Consider the following 18,894-nt stretch of genomic DNA (forward strand, 5'->3'; position numbering starts at 1 on the left):
TGCTGCGTTATGATAGTCCCCATGCGACTAACGGAGTTTGAGCAATTATTGGAGGATGTTTTTGGATCCCTGCAAGGTCGGTGGATCGCGCATTCGCACGTGGTCTCTACTTTGGGCGGAACTCCGGATGATTTAATCGAACGCGGATACGATCCGGCGAAGGTGTGGAAAGAATTGTGCGATGATTTTTCGATTCCCGAAGATAGGCGCCTGGGCATAGATAGACCTGGAAAATAGCCTTAAATCAAGTCTCGAACAATTTGGAGACAACACGCCCTATTCGAATATGCAATCGAATGATGGTGCGTGTACTATTCGAAATGTCAGACGCGGATATTAGTGTAAACCGCGTAATGGGCTTCGGCGTGGGAACCTAACGCCAAACGGTTAAGTCTAGAAACTACAGTGGTCATCAAACTGTGTGACCAACATGAAGTGAATTTAAATTAAGGAAGACACATGGCTGCAAAGAAGAAGGCAACGGCAACCAAGCCTGGTGAAGACCGTAAGAAGGCACTAGATGCCGCAATGTCCATGATTGAAAAGGACTTCGGCAAGGGTGCCATTATGCGCCTAGGTGAGGAAAACCGCCCACCAATTCAGGCCATCTCCTCGGGTAACACCGCTATTGATATTGCCCTGGGTATCGGTGGATTCCCGCGTGGCCGTGTGGTTGAGGTTTATGGCCCAGAATCTTCCGGTAAGACCACTGTGGCGCTGCACGCTATTGCAGAAGCTCAAAAGTCCGGCGGCATTGCGGCTTTCATTGACGCCGAGCACGCGCTCGATCCTGAATACGCACGTCTGTTGGGCGTTGACACTGATAACCTGCTGGTTTCTCAGCCTGACACAGGTGAGCAGGCGCTAGAGATCGCTGACATGCTGGTGCGCTCCGGCGCGATTGACATTATCGTCATTGACTCGGTTGCAGCTTTGACCCCGAAGGCTGAAATCGAGGGCGAAATGGGTGACTCGCACGTTGGTTTGCAGGCGCGTTTGATGTCGCAGGCGCTGCGTAAGATGACTGGTGCTTTGTATAATTCGGGCACCACCGCCATCTTTATTAACCAGCTGCGTGAGAAGATCGGCGTTATGTTTGGCTCACCTGAAACCACCACGGGTGGTAAGGCGCTGAAGTTCTATGCTTCTGTCCGTTGTGACATCCGTCGAATCCAGACCTTGAAAGATGGTCAGGACGCGATTGGTAACCGTACCCGCATCAAGATTGTGAAGAACAAGGTTTCTCCGCCATTTAAGATCGCAGAGTTTGACATCATGTACGGCGAGGGAATCTCCCGTGAGTCTTCCATCATTGACCTTGGTGTTGAACACGGCTTTATCAAGAAGTCTGGTTCTTGGTTCACCTATGAAGGCGACCAGCTCGGCCAAGGTAAGGAAAAGGCTCGCATGTTCTTGAAGAGCAACAAGGACTTGGCTGATGAGATTGAGAAGAAGATCTTCCAGAAGCTTGGCGTTGGTGAATATGCTCAGACCACCGGCGAAGAGACTCCGATGGATGTTCCTGGGGCAGAAGACCCATTGACTGATGATCCAGCGGGCTTTGTACCAAACGTCGATTTCGACGATGAGGACGAAGAGTAAAGCCCAGAAGTAAGACACGATACGCGGTACCAAAGTCCCACAGACCGGGGATGGAAGTACCGCGTATTTTTCATCGAGCACTCGGCGACGTACCGGTGCAGGGGCAGAAGGGGATAAAGAGCAATGGCGCAAGAGCCTAGTCCAGAGAAGCTGGCCAAGCTACGGCAGGCCTTGGAAGACTATGCCGAAGGCAATGTGGAAAATCCTCTTATTGACCATGAGGCTGAGGAAGCAAAGGCAGATGTTCGAGCTCGTGCACTACGGCTGTTGGATGAGCGTGCACGTTCGCGGCACGAGCTCAAAGAGCGGCTGCTGAAACTGGAGTATGCCGAGCCCGTTATTGAAGAAGTTCTGGATGACCTCTCAGGCGTCGGGCTCATTAATGATGAACTCTTTGCTTCGGAATGGGTGCGCCAGCGCCACGCACGACGCGGGAAATCTTCGCGTGCCCTCAATCAGGAATTGGTGCGCAAAGGCATTTCTTCCGCAGTTCGTGCGCAGGCGCTCGAACAAATAGACCAGGAAGACGAAGAGGACATGGCCTGGAAGCTGGCAGTCAAGAAGGCCAGGTCCATCAAACATGTCCCTGAAGACCGCGGCGAGCGTGACAAGGCCCTGCGCCGAATCGTTGGTGTGCTTGCGCGCAGGGGCTTTAACGAAGGAATGTCCCTATCTCTTGCACGCCGCGCATTGGATGAGCGGTGTGAAGAGCTAGGGACATCCTAGGGCCTCAAAAGATTATTCCGAAGGGTTCCTAACTTGCTTGTAGTTAGGGTTGTGCCAGTCAACGTTGACGTTGTCCTTGGTGTCTAGACCCTGATCTGGTTCTTCCGGAACCTTGGCAATGATGTTCTTGCGGGCACGGCCAGCGCGCAGCTGACGCTCGATGCGCTGTGCCAGGGTGGTAAGACCCCAGTTGATGAGCACCATGATGATACCGACAATGACCAGCGATGCCAGGAAGTTCTGGTTGTAAGACGCAGACTGTATACCGGAACGAACAATTTCGATGTAGCCAATCTGGTAGCCCAGAGCGGAGTCCTTCAGAGCAATGACCATCTGTGCAATCAGTGCTGGCAGCATGGCTGCAATAGCCTGCGGCAGCAGAACGCGGTACATGGTCAAGCGGTGGGACAATCCCAGTGCCTTAGCCGCTTCAGTCTGACCCTTTGGCAGGGAACGAATACCGGAACGCAGAATCTCCGCGATAACAGAACCGTTGTACAAGGTCAAAGCGAAGACAACCGCGGAGAAGGCCAGGTGGCGGGATGGCACGACGTTGTAGACCGCGAATAGCTGGTAAGCGAAAATCATGAGCAACAGCACCGGGATGGCGCGGAAGAACTCAACGATTACGCCGCAGATCCAGCGGACAAGGCGGTTTTCAGACAGTCGGCCCAGGCCCAAGACCACGCCGAACACACAAGCCAGCAAAATGGATGCAAATGCCGAGAATAGTGTGCCGCGAAGACCCGGCAGTAGGTAGGTCGTCCAGGTTTGAATATCGAGGAACGGTGTCCATAGACGGCCTTCAAACTGGCCGTTGTTGTTTAGCGTCCACGCAACCCAGCCGATGATGGCCAAGAAGATGATGCCGGCAATCAGTGAGTAAATGCGGTTATTGCGGCGGCCCTTTGGGCCGGGCGCGTCATAAAGGACTGTAGCGCGTACAGACATTACTTGTTCACCGCCATTCTCTCAGAGAGCTTGCCCAATCCCAGGCCCATTGGCAGCGTCAGGATGATGAAGCCGAGTGCGAAGATGAAGAAGATGATGAACAGCTGATTAGCGTGGTTCTCAATCGTGGACTTCATCAACAGCGAGGCCTCAGCAACACCAATGGTGGATGCAATCGTGGTGTTCTTCGTCAACGCGATAAGCGTGTTGCCCAACGGCACAATGGCCGCGCGCACAGCTTGAGGGAAGACAATCTTTCGGAACATGTCTCCAAAGCTCAAGCCCAAGGATCGGGCTGCTTCGGCTTGCCCGAAATCAACAGTGTTGATGCCGGAACGTAGAGATTCCGCAACGAAGGCCGAGGTGTACAAAATGAAGCCCACGATGGCCAAACGGAAGTTGTTGTCCACCAGGAAGGTGCCGGATTCGCGACTTGCCAGAGCCATGCCCAGGTTTTGGTACAAACCAAAGGAACAGAGCAAGACGATGAGCGTCAGGGGAGTATTGCGCACCACGGAAATGTAGAACGTGGAAATCGTGCGCAAAATTGACACGGGTGAGACCCTCATGGCGGTGAGGATGGTTCCGAAGATGACAGAACCAATTGCTGACCAGAATGTCAGTTGAATGGTGAGCCAAAACGCAGGCCATAAGTCCGGTAATAGCTGATCCCACATGGCGTTCATAGTTCTCCTTGCATACTTTTCAAACGCGAAATGTGTGGTGAGTGAGAATAGCCCCGGCTATGTGCTTCTCGCGGGGGCTATTCAGTAACAGTTAAGCGTTTGAATTACTCATCCAAGAAGGACAGGTCACCAGGGGTGCCCGGAGTAATTGCATCGCCTTCGCCTAGGTTGTCAGAGATGAACTGGTCGTAGGAACCGTCATCGAACATTGCTTCCAGAGCGGTGTTGATTGCGTCGGTGCCCTCAGTGTCATCCTTAGCCAAGCCGATCCCGTAGTACTCGTTGGTGAATGGCTCGCCGTCCTGCTCCAGCTCAACCACGCGGAAGTTGCCTGGGGACTGTGCGGAGTAGCCATTGAGGATGGTCGCGTCAGTGGTCAGCGCGTCAACGTTGCCCTGGCGTAGTGCTTCAGTACAGCTGGAGTAGGTGTCGTATTCCTGCAACTGAACGGAAGGAAGTGCTTCCTTGACCTTCTGCGCTGGGGTAGAACCGGTAACGGAGCACAGGATCTTGCCGTCCAGGTCATCCAAGCCAGAGATTTCAGAGTTGGACTCCTGAACCAGCAATGCCTGGTGAGTCAGCAAGTATGGACCACCGAAGTTGACGGACTCAGAACGACCTGGGTTGATGGAGTAGGTCGCGGTAATGAGGTCAACCTCGCCGTTTTGGATGAGGGTCTCACGCTGTGCGGAAGGGGTTTCACGCCAGTCGATGGTTGGCTCCTCCCAGCCGTTTTCAGCCGCGATGGAGTTCACGACGTAGGTCGCAACATCAATGTCCAGACCGGTCATGGATCCGTCTGGCTCACGAAGACCTAGACCTGGCTGGTCGAACTTGGTGCCAAGGGTGACATTGCCGGACTCGATAGCGCCCAGCAGGCCGTCGGAATCGCCGCCAGCGGAGTCGCCACAAGCTGCGAGAATGCTGGCAGATACGGCAACGGTGCCGAGGATTGCTGCGATGCGAGTGATTGAACGGGACATGATTTTCTCCTTAGATGAAATGTGGGGACGCAAATACAGGGATTAGTGGGAAAGAATCTTGCCGAGGAAGTCCTTGGCACGATCGGACTGTGGATTATTGAAGAAGGACTCAGGGTCTGTGTCTTCTACAATTTCTCCATCGGCCATGAACAGGATTCGGTCGGCTGCGCGGCGGGCGAAGCCCATTTCGTGCGTCACAACCACCATGGTCATGCCTTCTTTGGCCAAAGACGTCATAACGTCCAAAACCTCATTGACCATTTCCGGGTCAAGTGCTGAAGTTGGCTCATCGAAAAGCATGATCTTTGGCGTCATTGCCAACGCGCGAGCGATAGCAACACGCTGCTGCTGACCACCCGAAAGCTGCGCCGGGTACTTATTTGCCTGGTTGCCAATTCCGACGCGGTCAAGAAGCTGCATGGCGCGCTCTTCAGCGGCGGCCTTCTTCATCTTGCGGACCTTGATGGGGCCCAAGGTGACGTTGTCCAAAATGGTGAGGTGGGGGAAGAGATTGAATTGCTGGAAAACCATGCCCACATCGGCGCGAAGCTTGGCCAGCTGGCCACCTTCCTCCGGGAGGACGGTCCCATCAATTTCAATGGTTCCTTCTTTAATTGTCTCGAGTCGATTGATGGTTCGGCAGAGCGTTGACTTACCTGAACCCGATGGGCCAAGAACCACAACTACCTCGCCGTGCTTAACCTCAAGGTCAATATCCGTCAGTGCTTGGAAGTCATCAAAGAACTTCTGCACGCCGCTCATGCGAATCATCGGAGTGTCTGTCACTTCACTGTTCTCCCTTCGCGTGTGTGTTGCAACATACTCAGAATGTTAGGCGGTGAAGTTTGCAAGCGTGTGATTGTTGAAATAACAACTTGGTAAACTTTGCCGAAATTGCAAAGGTTTTGTGTGGAGGCCTATGCGTTAGCGCAGGTTGTGGGGTGTGAAATCTATGTTTGCGAACAAAGCTAATCTGTAAAGTTGGCCAGTGAATGGGGTTCAAATGACCCCCAATGTTGCCCCCGTCATACCGTGTTCGATGTCCGCACGAACATATTTTCTACCGATATTCAGATGGTTAGGCACTACTGCAAAGGCCCACTACAATATTTAGACGTGGAAACCATGCGCGAAACCCCCAATGAAAACCCCGTGACCTCAAATGATGCCGCATCCCCAGCGGCAGCATCGGCAGTTCGTACCTATGAAGTGCGGACCTTCGGCTGTCAGATGAACGTTCATGACTCTGAACGTATCTCTGGCTTATTGGAAGAAGCTGGCTATGTCGCGGCGCCAGAAGAGGCTGAACCCGATCTGGTCGTGTTCAATACTTGTGCTGTGCGTGAAAACGCTGACAAGCGTCTTTATGGCTCTCTCGGCGCATTGAAGAAGACCAAGGATAATCATCCCGGCATGCAGATTGCCGTGGGCGGTTGCTTGGCGCAAAAAGACAAAGATACGGTTATCTCCAATGCCCCATGGGTGGATGCTGTATTCGGTACCCACAACATGGCGGCGTTGCCTGCCTTGCTGGAGCGTGCGCGCCACAATGAGGAAGCGCAGATTGAGATTGTTGATTCGCTAGAGGCATTTCCTTCGGTGCTACCTGCCAAGCGTGAGTCCGCCTATGCAGGTTGGGTGTCTATCTCGGTGGGCTGCAACAACACCTGTACTTTCTGTATTGTTCCTTCACTGCGCGGTAAGGAAGAAGACCGCCGCCCAGGTGACATCCTGGCTGAGGTTCAAGCGCTGGTGGACCAGGGAGTTACAGAAGTGACTCTGCTGGGGCAGAACGTGAACTCTTATGGTGTGAACTTCGCTGACCCGGATATGCCACGTGACAAGTTCGCCTTCTCCAAACTACTGCGTGAAGTTGGTGCAATTGAAGGACTGGAACGTCTGCGCTTTACCTCCCCGCACCCAGCGGAGTTCACCTCCGATGTCATTGATGCAATGGCGGACACCCCGGCGGTGTGCCCACAGCTACACATGCCTTTGCAGTCTGGTTCGGACAAGGTGCTCAAGGACATGCGCCGTTCCTACCGCACGAAGAAATACATGGGCATTGTTGATGAAGTGCGTGAGAAGATGCCGCATGCTGCAATCACTACCGATATCATCGTTGGCTTCCCAGGAGAGACTGAAGAAGATTTCCAGGGCACCTTGGATATTGTTCGGCGTGCACGTTTCTCTGCTGCTTATACCTTCCAATATTCGCCGCGCCCAGGCACTCCTGCTGCAACCATGGAAAATCAAGTCCCGAAGGAAGTTGTGCAGGACCGCTTTGAGCGCCTGATTGCTTTGCAGGATGAGATTGCCGCGACAGAGAACGCCACACTGGTGGGCATCGATGTAGAGCTTTTGGTGCAGGCCGATGGCCGCAAGAATGATAAGACTCACCGCCTCAGCGGGCGTGCGCGTGATGGCCGCTTGGTGCACTTTGCCCCAGTTCAAGATGGCAAGGACATATCTTCAGAGATTCGCCCCGGCGATGTCGTGCACACGACTATTACTGATTCCGGGTCTTTCTTCCTCATCGCTGATTCTGGGGTTGCGTCGCATCGCCGAACCAAGGCTGGTGACATGTCTGCTTTGGGCCAGACCCCAACCACGCAACCGATTGGCGTGGGTTTGGGCTTGCCACAGATTGGCAAGCCGGCGCAGGAGCCAGCACCCGTCAACGCGTGCGGTTTGTAAACCGACAAAAATTTTCTAACGAGCAAGCAAGAGTAAGCTAGGTAATTGTGTCTAAGCAGCAGTTAAATCCGATTCAGGCTGAGCGAAAGATTGCTCAAACAATGGACTTGAGAAATCAGGTTATTCCGCTCATTATCGCCGACGCGTTTTATGTTGCGTGGCTGCTTTTGCCGCAGGCGGCCGGACTGCGTGGTTTTCAGATCATTACCTTTTCCGCCGCAGCGCGAGAGACCATGTCAATTGCTGAGTTTGTCTTTGCTATTTTGGCTACCTTGGGCGTGGGTATTTGCACGACTTTGGTCTTGATCACCCGCAAGGCTGTATTCGGGCTGGTTGGCTGGATGTTCGTCACCGTAGGCTTTGCCTATTCATTGTTTATGGTGTGGATGCGCGGTACTCGTACTGATAGCGCGGAAATCGGCATGTGGTGCGGAATCATTGCAGTGGCAATCGCGACTGTCTCTTACTCACTTGTGGCACTGCGCCGCAACCCAGAACAGCTTGAAGCAGCACAACGCGCCCGCGAAGCCGCGGCGGAGCTCGATTCTGTGGGGCAAGCGCAGATGGATATCCGCAAGGAAGCTGCACCCGAAGTTAATCATTTGCTTGTTGATGACCGCCGTGCCCGCGCCGCTGAGCGACACCAAGACGTACAGAAATCTAAGAAACCACGCGAGCCTAAGCAGGGCCCGGCAGAGGACTAATTTAGCGCGAGCTCCCAGGCTTCGGACTGAGAGATTCCTTCGGCGTTGAGCCCGCTGTAGATGCGGTTCATTGCCTCATCATCAACACCGATGGATGAATAGGTGCGTTCTACTTCCGGCCACCTATCCCGCAGGGCTGTCAAGGCTAATAACTTGAGTCGGCTCGCGTATTGGTGACGTCGGCGCTCACGGTGGGTGACCGTCATGGTCCATTCGGCAACTTCAGGGTCAGATGCCGCATGCCGGCCAATCTCGGTGAGAGCTACGACGGCGGATGAAGCTTCATCGACAAGAGCGATGATCAACGTATGCGCGTTGCGTGAGCGCAGCCGACCATGCGCTTCCTCGAGCCGCTGACGGTTCCACTGAATCGGCTCAACACTCAAATCGCCCGTCAATGAGTCCTCAGAAGCCACGCTAAGCAGAGCAATGACATCATCAACATACTCATCCGGGATGTCATAATCCGGCCAGACGTGTGTGCCAAGACCAGCTGGAACCAGCGCCGTGGCAGGCTGTTCGGGTACTGGAACCACAATCTGGCGTTCAGCATGCTTAATGCTAAAGCCTGCCTGGCGGTAAAACGCAGTGAAAGGATCGGCATCCGCGGTGGTATCGTCCGAATGCAGCGATCCTGTTTGCACGGTCGTGCGCCCCAGCTTGCGGGAGATGTCCAGGCCGTGTTTTACCAACGTCGCAGCAATGTGCTGAGCATCGTCGTCCATTTCTTCACCTGGTAAGGGAAGAAAGTTCACGTCCAGGACAAAATCCACGTCCGCCGTATTTCTCTCTTCCAGCAGCGGGATACTGACGTGGATGAAACCGACATAGTCATAGTCCGGGCACTCACCAGTGGAAGGAATTTGTGGCAGGCCAAGCGCAGAGACTTCTCCCAGCGGTGGCTTTCCTTGGACCAGGGCAAAGATATAGGTTAGTGACTCATTGGAGCCGCGAAGGCGGTGAACTACGCGTTCAGGGGAGGCAGAGGCAGCTGGGTCACCTGTTGCTTCCTGGGCATAAAGATTAGCCATGAACACAAAGGTGCGAATGGCGTCGGAGGGCTCAGGAACAAATCCCTCCAGCCGTGCCGACGCCGGTGAGGTACTTACCGGGCCGCTGGCGGTGGTGGAGGGAAATGAAGGTGGCGCAAACTGCACGAGGTGCAGATTATCCACAGTGATTAGTTTTCTACGGCTGCTTCAGCCGTCTTTGCCCACTCAGCCCACTGCGCAGCTTGTGCGCGCAGTTCTTCTGCCTTCTTGGTCTTGCCCTTTGCCTCAGCGGCTTCAGCCTGGGCGGTAAACTCATCAACCTTGACCTTGAACTGGTTTACACGTGCCTGAACTTCAGGGTCGGTGCGGCGCCAGTTGGATTCTTCGGCATCAGAGACGCGGTTTTCCAAGGCGCCAATCTTGTCCTCGTACTCACGGACCTGATCGCGTGGAACAAAGCCAACCTCTTCCCACTTATCCTGCAGCTCGCGCAGCTTGGCCTTGGCGCCTTCGACGTTCTTTGCGGGATCAATAAGTCCGTCATATTCAGCGATGAGTTCGTCTTTAGCCTTCGCATTAGCGGCGAACTCTTGATCGCGTTCATTATTAACGGCGTCACGCGCTGCGAAGAAGTGATCCTGGGCGCCGCGGAATGCTGCCCACAGCTTGTCATCTACTTCGCGTGGTGCGCGACCGGCTGCCTTCCACTCCGTCATCAAATCACGGTAGGCGCGCGCGGTCTCACCCCAGTCGGTGGAGGTCTTGAGAGCCTCAGCGCGCTCAACCAGCTCTTCTTTCTTCTTGCGTGCAGCAGCACGGCCACGGTCGAGCTCTGCGAAGTGCGCGCCGCGGCGGCGGTTGAAGGCATCACGTGCGCGGGAGTAGCGCTTCCACAAACCATCATCGGTCTTGCGGTCAATGCCCTTAATTTGCTTCCACTCGTTGAGGATCTCGCGGATGCGGTCACCGGCAGACTTCCAGTCGGTGGAGTTCTCCGCCAATTCCTCGGCTTCAGCAGCAAGGACTTCCTTAGCGGCAATAGCTTCTTCGCGGCGGCGCGCCTTATCGGCTGCAGCTTGCTCGCCAGCTTTGATGGAGTGCTCTTGGATGGCATCCAGACGGGATTCTAGGGCCGCCAAGTCACCGACAACAGCGGCGGTAGGAACGGTTGTCTTCAGTTCGGCAGCAGTTTTCTTGATGGCTTCAGCTTCGTCCGGATGCGCTTTCAGGCGTGCTTCCAGCAGCTCAACCTCAGTTGCCAAGTCGTCGTAGCGGGCACCAAAGTGCGCCAGGCCCTCTTCCGGAGTGCCAGCCTGCCAGCTTCCAACTTCGCGCTCACCGGTGGCGGTGGTGACAAAGACTGTGCCGTTGTCATCAATGCGGCCCCACTTAGCTGGGTCGGATTGTGGAGGTTTATTCATCACAACCACTGGCTGCGCCTGTGCTGGCTGTGGCTTCGCACCTGGGCGAGGGCCTGGCTTCGGCATGTTGGCAGGGGATGGGGTAGAAGTTGCCATGAGATAAACTCCGTCCTTACTTTTGAGGGCTGTGCCGCGCGACACGGCTGCCTAGAAATTAAATGACGAACGCTCCACAATATGCGAGACGAACGTGTCTTATTACACAATACCGGTATAGGTGCGGTGATGTCAGGGTTAATGATACTAATTCCACCGACGGGCTTAGGATGGGAGACACAATGAAAAATGTTGTCTTTCTTCCCGGTTCGCCCGCTCTCATTCCCGAGCTTTCACCCAGTGATGAAGCCTCCCGCTGGTTGCTGAGCAGCGCGGTTGAAGTGATATCTCATGCTACAACGCCATCAGATCGCCCCATCCATGTGGTCAGCTCGCGAGATAAGCGCTGGTACACCGCTCACAAGGGCTCGCTTCGGGCGTGGGGTGCGCCGCAGGTAAACGTCGAGGATGGTCATTATCTGGGTGAGCTTGTTGCCCGTTATGTGCTGAGCCACGCGAATATTTCTCAGTCTGCGGTGGCAGAGGTTCGGGCGCATATTGGTGAATTGAATTCTGAAGCGCTGACCATCATCGTCGTCGATGGCAGCGCGGGTTTGACCGCGCGTGCGCCGTTGGCACTGTTGGATTCAGCCGAAGAAATTAACCAGTGGTGCCAAGAGGTTTTGAGCGGCAACAATGCACAGGTGGGCACAGAAGCGATTAGTGAGCACAAACTTGTCGATGCCGGGGTGGTCGAGCCACAGCTATGGCAGGAATTAGCAGCTGTGCAGCCGCGCAAAGCAGAGCTTATCGATGTCGATGTCACGCTGGGTGTCGGTCGCTACGTCGCAGCGTGGGAGGTGTAGTTAATGGAAGCAGTGGAAGCAAGAGACGTGGCTGAGCAATTGCGGCCCATCGTGGTTGTGGGGCCAACCGCATCAGGTAAATCAGCTCTGTCTTTGGAACTTGCCCATCATTTTGGGGGCGAAGTAGTCAATTGTGACTCCATGCAGCTTTATCGCGGCATGGATATCGGAACAGCAAAGCTTAAGCCGGAAGAGCGTGAAGGTATCCCGCACCACCAGCTTGATGTATGGGACATTACGGATACGGCTTCCGTCGCGCGCTATCAAGAAGATGCGGTGCGTGATGCTGAAGAGATCATGTCGCGTGGAAAGCGCCCGATCATCGTTGGCGGCTCCATGCTGTATGTGCAGTCTTTGGTTGACGCGTGGGCCTTTCCGCCCACCGACCCTGCGGTGCGTGCGAAATACGAGGCACAACTGCAGGAAGTCGGTGTGGATGAGATGCATGCCAAGCTCGCCCACGTCGATCCGCAAGCAGCTTCGATTATTGAAGATAAGGATCCACGCCGAACCGTGCGCGCTCTGGAAGTCATTGAGCTTACCGGCAAGCCTTTTCAGGCCAGCCAGCCGCCAAAAGATGCGCCGCCTCGGTGGAATGCTCAGCTTTTAGGACTAGAAACCAATCCGGAGTGGCTGAATCCGCGCATTGAGCTTCGTACCAATCTGATGTTTGAACAGGGATTGGTCAAAGAAGTTGAAGGGCTCATTGAACAAGGCCTAGTGCGGGATTCGACGGCGGGGCGCGCGATTGGTTATGCCCAGGTATTCCAAGCCATGGAAGGTGAGTTGAGCTGGGAAGAGGCAGTCGATCGCACCGTCATCGGCACGCGGCGCTACGTGCGCCGTCAACGCTCGTGGTTCCACCGCGACAAGCGTATTACCTGGCTTGATGCCACTGCACCTACCTTGCCGCAGGCACTTGACGCACTGCACTAGTATGAAAGTCATGTCTACTATTTCCACCGCATCACTTCCGTTCGCAAAAGGTCATGGCACGGAGAATGACTTCATTATTGTCAATGATCCACAAGGTGAGCTGACGCTCGACGCCGATCGCGTCGCAGCGTTGTGCGACCGTCGAGCGGGTATCGGTGCTGATGGTCTGCTGCGCGTTATTCGCGCACAAGCCCTGGTGGATAATGGCGAAATTACTGAGCTCGCCGAGGGCATTGCTGGTGATGACTGGTTCATGGACTACCGCAACGCTGACGGATCGATTGCAGAGATGTGTGGCAACGGCACCCGCGTGTTCGCCCACTGGGTAGTGGTGCAAGGCTTGGTGCGTTTCCCATCTGATGCTTCTGATGACGGAGAAGTTTCGTTCACCGTTGGTACTCGCGCTGGTGTAAAGCCAATCACCGTGCATTCTTTCAACTCCCGCCGGGCTGAAGTCAGCGTAGAAATGGGAGCGCCCGAAGTCATGGGGCTATCCACCGCGAATATGGCAGGGCAGTCCTATGCCGGTCTTGGCGTAGACATGGGCAACCCGCATCTCGCCGCAACCATTCCGGGACTAACTTCTGAGTCCTTGGCAGAACTTATTCTTGAACAGCCAGAGTTCGATCCGGAATTCTTCCCTCACGGCCTCAACCTCGAGGTGGTGACTCCGCTGAAAGACGGCGAGGTACACATGCGCGTCTTCGAACGTGGTGTGGGGGAGACTCGCTCTTGCGGAACCGGAACGGTCGCAGCCGCTGTATCGGCACTCGCCGATGCCGGGGCGGTCACAGGTTCCGTGAAAGTCAACGTCCCTGGCGGACAGGTGCTTGTTGACGTTCGTGAAGATGGTTCCACTCTGCGTGGCCCATCTGAAATTGTGGCAACTGGCCTAGCTGCAATCTAAGCTTCGCCCTCGATATCGCGGCGGTAGTTCGGTCCCAGCGCAAGTGCTGCGCGGCGAGCTACCAGCCACGATTCTTTCAGTTCCAGCGCGCGCTGATCGGTGATCTTGAGCAATTGCTCAAACTCGCTGGTTTCCATATTGGCCTTTGCCAAACGGGCATCCAAGCGGCGCAAATAGCGCTTCGCGGTGGAGAGCTGATAGTGGAATTGTTCCACAGCTGGGTCTTCACACTCAGTGTCCATCAACGCGGGGCGGTGAAGGGTACGGTCTGCAATCGCAGCAGTATCAACTGAGTGCGCAAAGTGCTCGTATTCATCAACTACGTCCTGGATATCATCCGCGGAGAGAGAAATTGATGAACGCAGAGTCTTTTGCTCTGAAGCATCCGGGCGCGAATATAGCATAAACAGCGCGATCGGAAGAATGATCAGGCAAATAATTACACCGGGGAGGCGGAGCACACTGAGCACGACGAAAGCCGCGACCACAATGGCAATGCTGCCAAATATGGTGCGCTGACGTGATGTAAATCCGCTAGGTCCCCACTGCATGACTAGTGACCGCCGCAACCGCCTGAGCCGCAGGAGCATCCGCCGCCTGAGCCACAGCCGGACATTGGGGTCAAGACACTTGCTGTCATCAAAGCGGCTCCGGCCAAGACGGTGTCCTTCTCCGGCAATTCACCGAAGGATTCTGGCAGACACAGATCGAAGGGGAATGCGCCGTCAAGAACAACGTGCATGAACTTCTTGCCACTGAGCTGGTTGTGGCGCCAGCTAGATTCCAAGACACGCGCCGCGAAGCGAGCGCCTGGGGTTGGGGCTGCGCCACCGTTGCCGGAGTTAATAACTTCCGCGCCATCGGATTCAAACAGCGCAGGGTACATTCCCTCTGCTGATTCGAAGGCTTCCGCTGAGTCATAGGACTGTACCGACAGACCCATAGCGGTGATGCCAACCTGCTGCCATTGCTGTTCTTCAACCTCAGCAAGAAGCGGGCCCTGCGCCAGGTTCGCAGTAATCTCCGCAATGGTGTCACCGGTTGGGGTGATGATGTTCATGTAGCTCAGCACATCATTAACCATGGAGACGTGGGCAAATGCTTGGGTAATGCCTTCAAAACCGATGAAGGTGGAGAAAGGCTCCACAGCAAGAATATTGAGCTGTGCGCCGGAGGCATCTGCAAATTGGATCAACTGTCCGCCACGAACTTCACCGGTCACGGTGAGCTGATTGGTGGCGATGGCTGCTTCCACAACGTCTTGCCAGTGCTCAAAATTGAAACCGAGTGCGAGCATCTCTGAGTGGGTCTGGGCGGTAGTCATGACTTTGATTCTAGTCCCAAATGTGCGTTATCGAAAATGCATTGGTGTCATTTACCTGTGACTTCTAGCCAAGGGCAGGTCATTCGTGCGATACTGGGGAGACAATGACAGATTTTTCTAACCGATTTAATAGTGAAAAAGAGCGTGACGAGCTGTTGGCACGTGCTTTTTCAGAAAACACCCCGCAGCCCCGTTCAGGTGAGCGCGATGATGAAGATTTAACCCTGGGTGAACTAGAACTCGCAGAGCGCAATGCTTTTAGGCGAGTTACACGTGATACCGAAATTCGAGCTGAGGACACCACCGACGGCTATGAGGTGGAGTACCGAAAGCTCCGCCTTGAACAAGTCGTCCTCGTTGGTGTGTGGACCGAAGGCACGGCAGCAGAAGTAGAAGCCACGATGTCTGAGCTCGCAGCATTGACGGAGACTGCCGGCGCAGAGATTGTGCAGATGCTGTACCAAAAGCGTGATCGTCCGGATCCCGGCACCTTTATTGGCTCCGGCAAGGTCAAAGAACTCAAGCAAATCATTGAGTCCACCGGCGCTGATACGGTCGTGTGCGATGGTGAGCTCAACCCTGGTCAGCTGTCCGCTTTGGAGCGCGAACTTAACACCAAGGTGATTGACCGCACCATGCTGATTTTGGATATCTTCGCTCAGCACGCGAAGTCCAAAGAAGGTAAAGCGCAGGTTTCACTGGCCCAACTGGAATACCTCTATACCCACACTCGTGGTTGGGGTGGCAACCTGTCCCGTCAGGGCGGCGGCCGCGCTGGCTCGAATGGCGGCGTTGGTCTGCGTGGTCCTGGTGAAACCAAGATTGAGTCTGACCGTCGCCGAATCCGTACGGAAATGTCGCGTCTGCGCAAAGAACTTAAAGGCATGCAGACCGCACGTGACGTTAAGCGTGCGAACCGTCAGCGCTCGACTGTGCCGCAGATTGCTATCGCTGGTTACACCAACGCTGGTAAATCTTCGCTCATCAACGCTTTGACCGGCGCTGGTGTCTTGGTCGAAGATGCGCTCTTTGCCACCTTGGATCCCACCACGCGTAAAGCAGAGCTCGGCGATGGCCGCCACGTAGTTCTCACGGACACCGTTGGTTTCGTCCGCCACCTGCCAACTCAGTTGGTTGAAGCATTCAAGTCCACCCTGGAAGAAGTCTTCAACGCTGATTTGATGCTGCATGTGGTTGACGGCGCAGATCCATTCCCACTGAAGCAGATTGACGCTGTTAATAAGGTCATCTATGACATTGCTAAGGAAACAGGGGAGACCCCGCCACCAGAAATCATTGTCATCAACAAGATTGATGCTGCTGATGAGCTCGCGCTAGCGGAGATTCGCCACGTTCTCGACCGTGACAATGTCGTCTATGTTTCAGCTTTTACTGGTGAGGGCATTAGTGAGCTGACCACGCGCATTGAGCTGTTTTTGAACTCGCTGGATTCTCACGTGCAGCTTCTGGTGCCGTTTACCCGCGGTGATGTCATCGCCCGGGTTCATGACTTGGGCACGGTCTTGGATGAGTCTTACGTTGAAGAGGGCACTTTCGTTGATGTTCGCCTGCCGGCGCAGCTAGCTGGTGAGCTTGAAGAGTTCATCATTGGCGAAGAAGAGGCGACCAAGCTCATGAACAAAGATTCTTCTGCCACAGACTCGGACCGCAGCGCTTCCTAGGATGCACCTGTTCTTCTGAAGTATTCCCACACCTGCAGAAATTAGTTTGGCAAATGGTTAGGTGAATTGCTGGGGATAGACAATAATAGTGTTTCGTGAGTTCATTAATTGGCTGGAAGCTGCACGGAGACGGTAAGAAGATTCAACCAGGGGCAGTAGTAGCTCCTGAGGAGCGCCTGAATTGGCCGCGGACCATCGGCATTGGCATGCAGCACGTTGTTGCCATGTTCGGTGCAACGCTGCTGGTTCCAACGCTGACTGGATTCCCAGTTAACACCACGCTGTTGTTCTCCGGTGTCGGCACGATCCTGTTCTTGCTGATCACCCGCAACCGCCTCCCGTCCTACCTCGGCTCCTCCTTCGCCTTCATTGCGCCGCTCGCTGCTTCCCAGCAGTACGGTATCGGTGCACAGGCTGGTTCCATTCTTGTCACCGGTGTCTGTCTCATGGTCGTCGGCTTCATTGTGAAGATGGCCGGCCGCAAAGTGGTAGATGCGGTTATGCCGCCGGCTGTTACCGGTGCCATCGTGGCGTTGATCGGCCTTAACCTGGCGCCAACGGCAGCATCAAACTTCCAAACCCAGCCAGGGGTTGCGGCCGTCACCTTGCTGGCCATCGCCCTGTGCACCATCGGCGGACGCGGAATGGTCTCACGCCTCGGCATCCTCATCGGTGTCATCATCGGCTGGATTTTCGCCGCTGTGACCGGAAACCTGAGTGAAGGCGCTGCGGAATCCATTGCTGATGCGGCATGGATTGGTCTGCCACAGTTCCATGCACCGGAGTTCAACTTCTCCGCGATTGCAGTCGCCTTGCCAGTGCTTGTTGTTCTCGTTGCTGAAAATGTCGGCCACGTGAAGGCTGTCAGTGAGATGACCAAGCGGGACTTGGATGATCTTGCTGGCGACGCGCTGATTGCAGATGGTCTTGCTACGGGGCTTGCGGGTGGCTTCGGCGGCTCTGCAACCACAACTTACGCGGAAAACATTGGTGTGATGGCGGCAACCCGCGTGTATTCCACTGCTGCCTACTGGGTCGCTGCTTTCACCGCGATTGCACTCGCGTTCATTCCAAAGTTCGGTGCACTGATTTTCACCATCCCAACCGGTGTGCTGGGTGGAGCTACCCTGGTGCTTTACGGCCTCATCGGCATGCTGGGTATCCGCATCTGGATGGATAACAAGGTCAACTTCAACAATCCGGTCAACCTCACTTGTGCTGCAGTTGCGCTTGTCGCAGGTATCGGCAACCTAACGCTGACGGTCTTTGGCATCTCACTCGAAGGCATTGCCTGGGGTTCCGTTGGTATCATCGTCGCCTACCCAATTTTGAAGAAGCTGTACGAAACCCTTGGTGAGGGCCAGCACGCAAAGTACTAACAGCAAACGGTGGTAGCCTGTGCCCTATATCACCAATAAGTGGAGTTCTGGCAGAGAAATTCTCGCGCGGAATTCAGAGTAGGAATCAGCACATGAAGATCGAAATGACCACCGTTCCAGCTCACCATATTCTTTCAATCCGCGACACCGTCCCGCTGGACAGCATCCCAACTTTCCTCAAGCCCTCCTATGAACGCATCGAAGCGCTCGTGAACGAGGCTGGCATAAAAGAAGAGGCATGCCGCGCATATACATATTCAATGTCGCCCGATGAGATTGATATTGCCGCGGCATATGTCATCGCTGAGCAAGACCTCGACGTCATCCGCGCAGCGGTAGAAGAATCCAACAACAGTGACTCCAATGGAGCGTTTGGCGGCTTGGAGCTCATCGAGTTTGATGAGCGCAATGCAGCGATGACCGTGCACCACGGCAGCTACAACAAGCTTGGAGATTCCTGGTCTGCCTTCGCCCAAGAACTCGCGACTGAAGGCTTCAAAGTCTCCGAGCCGACCTTTGAAGATTATGTGGACAGGGGAGATGACAGCAGCACCGCTGAAGCTGTGACCAATTTGTACTGGTACTTGTCGCACTAGCGAGCATAGGCAGACAAAAGCAGAGGGTCTGAGTACTTCCTACTGGAAGTTTCTCAGACCCTCTGCTTGGTATTGCGAGGTCTTGGGTAGCGCTTAGGCGTCGAGGTCCTGCTCAATGAGACCGGCAATCTTCTCAACGGCTTCAGCGTTGTCAGAAGTGACGGTGACTTCGTCACCTTGCTCGGCACCCAATGCCATGATCATCAAAGAAGATGCGGCATCGGTTTCATCGTCGTCTTCTTCGCCTACGAGAGCCAGGAAGATGTCCTCATCGTACTCTGCTGCAGCATCCGCGATGACGGAAGCTGGACGTGCGTGCAGGCCTACGGAGGAGCCGACTTTTACTGTCTTAGAAGCCATGATTAGTAAATCCTTTCCAGAATTAAAATTTCTCACACCAGTTTAA

General features: G+C 54.8%; 20 protein-coding genes. 11 read left to right on the forward strand and 9 right to left on the reverse strand.

The features are described from left to right. Nucleotides 1-21 precede the first annotated feature (21 nt). The 3 genes from CCASEI_RS14725 (at nucleotide 22) to recX (ending at nucleotide 2,328) form a co-directional block, all read left to right on the forward strand. Nucleotides 22-237 carry a DUF3046 domain-containing protein gene (locus CCASEI_RS14725; protein WP_006821766.1) on the forward strand — a complete coding sequence of 72 codons (216 nt, stop codon included), beginning with the start codon at nucleotides 22-24 and terminating at the stop codon, nucleotides 235-237. A 222-nt stretch (nucleotides 238-459) separates the two neighbouring features. After that, a complete protein-coding gene (gene recA / locus CCASEI_RS06290) occupies nucleotides 460-1,602 on the forward strand; it encodes a recombinase RecA (RefSeq protein WP_006821767.1) in 1,143 nt (380 codons plus the stop codon). A gap of 123 nt (nucleotides 1,603-1,725) precedes the next feature. Next, nucleotides 1,726-2,328: a recombination regulator RecX gene (recX, locus tag CCASEI_RS06295; RefSeq protein ID WP_006821768.1), complete on the forward strand. Its 603-nt coding sequence runs from the start codon at nucleotides 1,726-1,728 to the stop codon at nucleotides 2,326-2,328. 12 nt (nucleotides 2,329-2,340) lie between these two features. Here the strand turns inward: recX and CCASEI_RS06300 are convergent, their stop codons facing one another. From CCASEI_RS06300 to gluA, 4 genes are all read right to left on the reverse strand, one after another. Continuing rightward, complete coding sequence (locus CCASEI_RS06300; protein ID WP_006821769.1) at nucleotides 2,341-3,279, reverse strand: amino acid ABC transporter permease; 939 nt, start codon at nucleotides 3,277-3,279, stop codon at nucleotides 2,341-2,343. After that, on the reverse strand, nucleotides 3,279-3,965 hold the full coding sequence (locus tag CCASEI_RS06305) for an amino acid ABC transporter permease (RefSeq protein WP_006821770.1): 687 nt from the start codon (nucleotides 3,963-3,965) through the stop codon (nucleotides 3,279-3,281). The genes CCASEI_RS06300 and CCASEI_RS06305 overlap by 1 nt, the downstream gene beginning before the upstream one ends. 104 nt (nucleotides 3,966-4,069) lie before the next feature. Further along, nucleotides 4,070-4,948 (reverse strand): glutamate ABC transporter substrate-binding protein, encoded by an 879-nt coding sequence (locus tag CCASEI_RS06310; protein WP_006821771.1) that lies wholly within the window; start codon nucleotides 4,946-4,948, stop codon nucleotides 4,070-4,072. Nucleotides 4,949-4,990: 42 nt separating this feature from the next. Next, nucleotides 4,991-5,719 carry a glutamate ABC transporter ATP-binding protein GluA gene (gene gluA / locus CCASEI_RS06315; protein ID WP_006821772.1) on the reverse strand — a complete coding sequence of 243 codons (729 nt, stop codon included), beginning with the start codon at nucleotides 5,717-5,719 and terminating at the stop codon, nucleotides 4,991-4,993. A gap of 354 nt (nucleotides 5,720-6,073) precedes the next feature. On the opposite strand from gluA, the gene miaB reads away from it, so the two are divergent. Next, nucleotides 6,074-7,645 carry a tRNA (N6-isopentenyl adenosine(37)-C2)-methylthiotransferase MiaB gene (gene miaB / locus CCASEI_RS06320; protein ID WP_006821773.1) on the forward strand — a complete coding sequence of 524 codons (1,572 nt, stop codon included), beginning with the start codon at nucleotides 6,074-6,076 and terminating at the stop codon, nucleotides 7,643-7,645. A 47-nt stretch (nucleotides 7,646-7,692) separates the two neighbouring features. After that, nucleotides 7,693-8,349: an Rv2732c family membrane protein gene (locus CCASEI_RS06325; protein WP_006821774.1), complete on the forward strand. Its 657-nt coding sequence runs from the start codon at nucleotides 7,693-7,695 to the stop codon at nucleotides 8,347-8,349. Here the strand turns inward: CCASEI_RS06325 and CCASEI_RS06330 are convergent. Next, nucleotides 8,346-9,524, reverse strand: coding sequence for a hypothetical protein (locus CCASEI_RS06330; protein WP_006821775.1), 1,179 nt, complete (start codon nucleotides 9,522-9,524; stop codon nucleotides 8,346-8,348). The two genes, CCASEI_RS06325 and CCASEI_RS06330, sit on opposite strands and share 4 nt — an antisense overlap. Before the next feature lie 5 nt (nucleotides 9,525-9,529). After that, complete coding sequence (locus CCASEI_RS06335) at nucleotides 9,530-10,858, reverse strand: DUF349 domain-containing protein (protein ID WP_025387472.1); 1,329 nt, start codon at nucleotides 10,856-10,858, stop codon at nucleotides 9,530-9,532. Nucleotides 10,859-11,040: 182 nt separating this feature from the next. Here CCASEI_RS06335 and CCASEI_RS06340 point away from each other — a divergent pair, with 182 nt between their 5' ends. Genes CCASEI_RS06340 through dapF form a run of 3 tightly spaced genes read left to right on the forward strand, consistent with a single transcriptional unit; the run spans nucleotide 11,041 to nucleotide 13,507 of the window. Further along, nucleotides 11,041-11,664: a hypothetical protein gene (locus CCASEI_RS06340; protein WP_006821777.1), complete on the forward strand. Its 624-nt coding sequence runs from the start codon at nucleotides 11,041-11,043 to the stop codon at nucleotides 11,662-11,664. Between the two features lie 3 nt (nucleotides 11,665-11,667). Then, complete coding sequence (gene miaA / locus CCASEI_RS06345; protein WP_006821778.1) at nucleotides 11,668-12,600, forward strand: tRNA (adenosine(37)-N6)-dimethylallyltransferase MiaA; 933 nt, start codon at nucleotides 11,668-11,670, stop codon at nucleotides 12,598-12,600. 10 nt (nucleotides 12,601-12,610) lie between these two features. Then, a complete protein-coding gene (gene dapF, locus CCASEI_RS06350) occupies nucleotides 12,611-13,507 on the forward strand; it encodes a diaminopimelate epimerase (RefSeq protein WP_035094267.1) in 897 nt (298 codons plus the stop codon). Here dapF and CCASEI_RS06355 read toward each other — a convergent pair. Continuing rightward, entirely contained in the window at nucleotides 13,504-14,058 is a 555-nt protein-coding gene (locus CCASEI_RS06355) for a hypothetical protein (protein WP_025387473.1), read from the reverse strand. The genes dapF and CCASEI_RS06355 overlap by 4 nt on opposite strands. 2 nt (nucleotides 14,059-14,060) lie before the next feature. Further along, on the reverse strand, nucleotides 14,061-14,831 hold the full coding sequence (locus CCASEI_RS06360; protein ID WP_006821781.1) for a hypothetical protein: 771 nt from the start codon (nucleotides 14,829-14,831) through the stop codon (nucleotides 14,061-14,063). A gap of 104 nt (nucleotides 14,832-14,935) precedes the next feature. Here CCASEI_RS06360 and hflX point away from each other — a divergent pair, with 104 nt between their 5' ends. From hflX to CCASEI_RS06375, 3 genes are all read left to right on the forward strand, one after another. Continuing rightward, nucleotides 14,936-16,513, forward strand: coding sequence for a GTPase HflX (gene hflX / locus CCASEI_RS06365; RefSeq protein WP_006821782.1), 1,578 nt, complete (start codon nucleotides 14,936-14,938; stop codon nucleotides 16,511-16,513). A 95-nt stretch (nucleotides 16,514-16,608) separates the two neighbouring features. After that, entirely contained in the window at nucleotides 16,609-17,892 is a 1,284-nt protein-coding gene (locus CCASEI_RS06370; RefSeq protein WP_025387474.1) for a uracil-xanthine permease family protein, read from the forward strand. A gap of 92 nt (nucleotides 17,893-17,984) precedes the next feature. After that, nucleotides 17,985-18,488: a GyrI-like domain-containing protein gene (locus CCASEI_RS06375; RefSeq protein ID WP_006821784.1), complete on the forward strand. Its 504-nt coding sequence runs from the start codon at nucleotides 17,985-17,987 to the stop codon at nucleotides 18,486-18,488. Nucleotides 18,489-18,581: 93 nt separating this feature from the next. Here the strand turns inward: CCASEI_RS06375 and CCASEI_RS06380 are convergent, their stop codons facing one another. After that, on the reverse strand, nucleotides 18,582-18,848 hold the full coding sequence (locus tag CCASEI_RS06380) for an HPr family phosphocarrier protein (protein ID WP_006821785.1): 267 nt from the start codon (nucleotides 18,846-18,848) through the stop codon (nucleotides 18,582-18,584). Between the last annotated feature and the right edge of the window lie 46 nt (nucleotides 18,849-18,894).

Source organism: Corynebacterium casei LMG S-19264 (assembly GCF_000550785.1).
GTDB lineage: Bacteria > Actinomycetota > Actinomycetes > Mycobacteriales > Mycobacteriaceae > Corynebacterium > Corynebacterium casei.